Here is a 5,859-nt window from a genome sequence, read left to right as displayed (position 1 = left end):
GAGCCCCGCACATGGTGCGGGGCTCCTGCCCTTTTTCTTAATGGTTGTCCGGCGGTGTCCTACTCTCCCACACCCTCACGAGTGCAGTACCATCGGCGCTGTGGGTCTTAGCTTCCGGGTTCGGAATGGGACCGGGCGTTTCCCCCACGCTGTGACCGCCGTAACTCTTCCTCCACCACCACCACACTCCTGAGGCAAACCCGTGGGGGTTCCTGGTGCGGCGATACGGAAATCTGTGGTTACAACAATAATGTTCGCTGTAAAATTGTTCACTGTAAAATTATTACCCCACCACCAACCCGCACCACCCCAGGTAACAGGGGTATGGGATTTGTGGGTGGTGTTGTGGATACCGGTTCCGGCAACCACAACCCTGGAACACATGTTCAAAGGGTTGTTGGTTGGGAACCACATAGTGGACGCAAACAGTCTCGTTCTTTATACCCGCCCTTCTCGGGGGAAGCGTTTGAAGTCGCTTCACCCCAGGCGGGTGTGTGGTGTAAGTTATCGGCCTATTAGTACCGGTCAGCTTCACGGGTCTTTAGTCCCCGCTTCCACATCCGGCCTATCAACCCAGTGGTCTGGCTGGGGGCCTCTCACACACAAGGTGCATGGAAATCTCATCTCGAAGCGAGCTTCCCGCTTAGATGCTTTCAGCGGTTATCCCATCCGAACGTAGCTAATCAGCGATGCACTTGGCAGTACAACTGACACACCAGAGGTTCGTCCGTCCCGGTCCTCTCGTACTAAGGACAGCCCTTCTCAAATTTCCTGCGCGCGCAGCGGATAGGGACCGAACTGTCTCACGACGTTCTAAACCCAGCTCGCGTACCGCTTTAATGGGCGAACAGCCCAACCCTTGGGACCTACTCCAGCCCCAGGATGCGACGAGCCGACATCGAGGTGCCAAACCATGCCGTCGATATGGACTCTTGGGCAAGATCAGCCTGTTATCCCCGAGGTACCTTTTATCCGTTGAGCGACGGCCATTCCACAATGTGCCGCCGGATCACTAGTCCCGACTTTCGTCCCTGCTCGAGATGTCTCTCTCACAGTCAAGCTCCCTTGTGCACTTACACTCGACACCTGATTGCCAACCAGGCTGAGGGAACCTTTGGGCGCCTCCGTTACTCTTTAGGAGGCAACCGCCCCAGTTAAACTACCCATCAGGCACTGTCCCTGACCCGGATTACGGGCCGAAGTTAGATGTCCAAAGTGACCAGAGTGGTATTTCAACGATGACTCCACCCGAACTGGCGTCCAAGCTTCAACGTCTCCCACCTATCCTACACAAGCCACTCCGAACACCAATACCAAACTATAGTAAAGGTCTCGGGGTCTTTCCGTCCTGCTGCGCGTAACGAGCATCTTTACTCGTACTGCAATTTCGCCGAGTTTATGGTTGAGACAGCGGGGAAGTCGTTACTCCATTCGTGCAGGTCGGAACTTACCCGACAAGGAATTTCGCTACCTTAGGATGGTTATAGTTACCACCGCCGTTTACTGGGGCTTAAATTCTCAGCTTCGCCCTTACAGGCTAACCGGTCCTCTTAACCTTCCAGCACCGGGCAGGAGTCAGTCCGTATACATCGTCTTGCGACTTCGCACGGACCTGTGTTTTTAGTAAACAGTCGCTTCCCCCTGGTCTCTGCGGCCCTGATCCCCTCCCGGACGCGAAGTCCGTTCAAGGTTGGGGCCCCCCTTCTCCCGAAGTTACGGGGGCATTTTGCCGAGTTCCTTAACCATAATTCTCTCGATCGCCTTAGTATTCTCTACCTGATCACCTGTGTCGGTTTGGGGTACGGGCGGCTAAAACCTCGCGCCGATGCTTTTCTAGGCAGCATAGGATCACCAAATTCCCCGATAAAGGGGTCCCATCAGATCTCAGGCACGTCATCAAAGACACAGCAACGGATTTGCCTATCACTGACCCTACATCCTTAGACCGGGACAACCATCGCCCGGCTTGGCTACCTTCCTGCGTCACACCTGTTAATACGCTTACCTCCCGGGCTCAGGTCCCGCGATCCACAAAAAACCACGTCACCACAAGGGTGGGCGGTCATGCTTCTGGCGGTTAGTATCACCCGATCAGTATTGGCGGTTTTTCGCCGGTACGGGAATATCAACCCGTTGTCCATCGACTACGCCTGTCGGCCTCGCCTTAGGTCCCGACTTACCCAGGGCAGATTAGCTTGACCCTGGAACCCTTGATCATTCGGCGGACGGGTTTCTCACCCGTCTTTCGCTACTCATGCCTGCATTCTCACTCGTGTAGGCTCCACCACTGGTTTACACCGCGACTTCACTGCCCACACGACGCTCCCCTACCACTCCGGACGGCTGAACCACGAAGGCTTACCACAAATCCGAAATCCACAACTTCGGCGGTGTACTTGAGCCCCGCTACATTGTCGGCGCGGAATCACTTGACCAGTGAGCTATTACGCACTCTTTTAAGGATGGCTGCTTCTAAGCCAACCTCCTGGTTGTCTTCGCAATCCCACATCCTTTCCCACTTAGCACACGCTTAGGGGCCTTAGTTGGTGGTCTGGGCTGTTTCCCTCTCGACTATGAAGCTTATCCCCCACAGTCTCACTGCTGCGCTCTCACTTACCGGCATTCGGAGTTTGGCTGACGTCAGTAACCTTGTAGGGCCCATTAGCCATCCAGTAGCTCTACCTCCAGCAAGAAACACGCAACGCTGCACCTAAATGCATTTCGGGGAGAACCAGCTATCACGAAGTTTGATTGGCCTTTCACCCCTACCCACAGCTCATCCCCTCCATTTTCAACTGAAGTGGGTTCGGTCCTCCACGACGTCTTACCGTCGCTTCAACCTGGCCATGGGTAGATCACTTCGCTTCGGGTCTAGATCACGCCACTCACTCGCCCTATTCAGACTCGCTTTCGCTACGGCTTCCCCCCACGGGTTAACCTCGCGACGTAACACTAACTCGCAGGCTCATTCTTCAAAAGGCACGCCGTCACAAGAATCAGACTTGCTCCGACGGTTTGTAGGCACACGGTTTCAGGTACTGTTTCACTCCCCTCCCGGGGTACTTTTCACCTTTCCCTCACGGTACTTGTCCGCTATCGGTCATTAGGTAGTATTTAGGCTTATCAGGTGGTCCTGACAGATTCACACGGGATTTCTCGGGCCCCGTGCTACTTGGGATACTCCCCAGGCGGTGTACAAACATTTCGGTTACGGGGCTACCACCCTCTACGGCCGGCTATTCAAAACCGTTCACCTATGCCTACACTCACACCCCACCAGTCCGGCAGAACCAGTACGGAAAGTCCCACAACCCCGACCATGCAACGCCCGCCGGCTATCACACATGGAACCGGTTTAGCCTGATCCGCGTTCGCTCGCCACTACTAACGGAATCACTATTGTTTTCTCTTCCTGTGGGTACTGAGATGTTTCACTTCCCCACGTTCCCCCCACACAGCCTATGTGTTCAGCTGCAGGTCACCACGCAGTCTCACAACCCGTGGCGGGGTTTCCCCATTCGGACATCCTCGGATCACCGTTCGGTTATCAACTCCCCGAGGCTTATCGCAGATTCCTACGTCCTTCTTCGGCTCCTAATGCCAAGGCATCCACCGTGCGCCCTTAAAAACTTGACCACAAAAGATCAAAAAACACTCAACTCGAGAGAACCACGAAAACCACCACCACCACACCCCAAAAGATGCGGCAGCAACAGATCCAGGTTCATAAATTGGAAATTGCTTCTTAATATAAGATGCTCGCGTCCACTATGTAGTTCTCAAACAACAACCCCAACACGCCCCCACCCACCACCAACGATGAACAGGGCACGCCCAGGAAAACAGAAACCAACAAACCCCCCACACCCCACACACCAAAGCATGCAGAACACGAAGAAACCTGTTGCCTCAAAACCCAACAGTGTGCCAAACGATCCACCCACCACCAGCAACAGGAACAACACCCTTTCCACACCCAACCCCCAAAAGGACCAGGCAGTACTCAAACACCCGCCACCAACAACAAACAAACCTATTCCGTCAATATTCCACCCATGAGCACCCACCGCAGAACAAACGCCTGCGCAATGGGCTTTAACTCCTCACACCCCCACAACACAACATGCATCATGCTGCCAGGTGCTCGGTGCTCCTTAGAAAGGAGGTGATCCAGCCGCACCTTCCGGTACGGCTACCTTGTTACGACTTAGTCCCAATCGCCGGTCCCACCTTCGACGGCTCCCCCCCAATAAAGGGTTAGGCCACCGGCTTCGGGTGTTACCAACTTTCGTGACTTGACGGGCGGTGTGTACAAGGCCCGGGAACGTATTCACCGCAGCGTTGCTGATCTGCGATTACTAGCGACTCCAACTTCATGGGGTCGAGTTGCAGACCCCAATCCGAACTGAGACCGGCTTTTTGGGATTAGCTCCACCTCACAGTATCGCAACCCTTTGTACCGGCCATTGTAGCATGCGTGAAGCCCAAGACATAAGGGGCATGATGATTTGACGTCGTCCCCACCTTCCTCCGAGTTGACCCCGGCAGTCTCCTATGAGTCCCCGGCATAACCCGCTGGCAACATAGAACGAGGGGTGCGCTCGTTGCGGGACTTAACCCAACATCTCACGACACGAGCTGACGACAACCATGCACCACCTGTAAACCGACCGCAAGCGGGGGACCTGTTTCCAGGCCTTTCCGATTCATGTCAAGCCTTGGTAAGGTTCTTCGCGTTGCATCGAATTAATCCGCATGCTCCGCCGCTTGTGCGGGCCCCCGTCAATTCCTTTGAGTTTTAGCCTTGCGGCCGTACTCCCCAGGCGGGGCACTTAATGCGTTAGCTACGGCGCGGAAAACGTGGAATGTCCCCCACACCTAGTGCCCAACGTTTACGGCATGGACTACCAGGGTATCTAATCCTGTTCGCTCCCCATGCTTTCGCTCCTCAGCGTCAGTTACAGCCCAGAGACCTGCCTTCGCCATCGGTGTTCCTCCTGATATCTGCGCATTTCACCGCTACACCAGGAATTCCAGTCTCCCCTACTGCACTCTAGTCTGCCCGTACCCACCGCAGATCCGGAGTTGAGCCCCGGACTTTCACGGCAGACGCGACAAACCGCCTACGAGCTCTTTACGCCCAATAATTCCGGATAACGCTTGCACCCTACGTATTACCGCGGCTGCTGGCACGTAGTTAGCCGGTGCTTCTTCTGCAGGTACCGTCACTTACGCTTCTTCCCTACTGAAAGAGGTTTACAACCCGAAGGCCTTCATCCCTCACGCGGCGTCGCTGCATCAGGCTTGCGCCCATTGTGCAATATTCCCCACTGCTGCCTCCCGTAGGAGTCTGGGCCGTGTCTCAGTCCCAGTGTGGCCGGTCACCCTCTCAGGCCGGCTACCCGTCGTCGCCTTGGTAAGCCATTACCTCACCAACAAGCTGATAGGCCGCGAGTCCATCCAAAACCAAAAAATCTTTCCACCCCCCACCATGCGGTGAAAAGTGAATATCCGGTATTAGACCCAGTTTCCCAGGCTTATCCCGAAGTTAAGGGCAGGTTACTCACGTGTTACTCACCCGTTCGCCACTAATCCCCCAGCAAGCTGGGACCATCGTTCGACTTGCATGTGTTAAGCACGCCGCCAGCGTTCATCCTGAGCCAGGATCAAACTCTCCGTTGATGTATCAACAAACACAACCACAACCCCACGGAAAAAGCAGGGCCAGGCTGCACTAAATTCGAAACCAGCTAAAAAAGCCATCACCACCACAACGGCAGCAACAACAGTCTCAACCAATAAAATAAATCGGTAAAGACAAAACTTGGCACACTATTGAGTTCTCAAACAACAGACGCA

At 54.7% G+C, this 5,859-nt stretch carries 3 rRNA genes; all 3 read right to left on the bottom strand.

Features of this window, described 5'->3' with window-relative positions:
• Positions 1-46: 46 nt before the first annotated feature.
• Positions 47-163 (bottom strand): 5S ribosomal RNA (rrf, locus tag IV498_RS18485).
• Between the two features lie 331 nt (positions 164-494).
• A 23S ribosomal RNA gene (locus tag IV498_RS18480) occupies positions 495-3,636 on the bottom strand.
• Between the two features lie 522 nt (positions 3,637-4,158).
• A 16S ribosomal RNA gene (locus IV498_RS18475) occupies positions 4,159-5,682 on the bottom strand.
• Together the 16S, 23S and 5S rRNA genes form the textbook arrangement of a ribosomal RNA operon.
• Between the last annotated feature and the right edge of the window lie 177 nt (positions 5,683-5,859).

It is taken from the genome of Paenarthrobacter sp. Z7-10 (genome assembly GCF_026932795.1).
Classification (GTDB): domain Bacteria; phylum Actinomycetota; class Actinomycetes; order Actinomycetales; family Micrococcaceae; genus Arthrobacter_M.
Note: the sequence above shows the minus strand (reverse complement) of the source record. Positions and strands in the feature narration are given on the sequence as shown.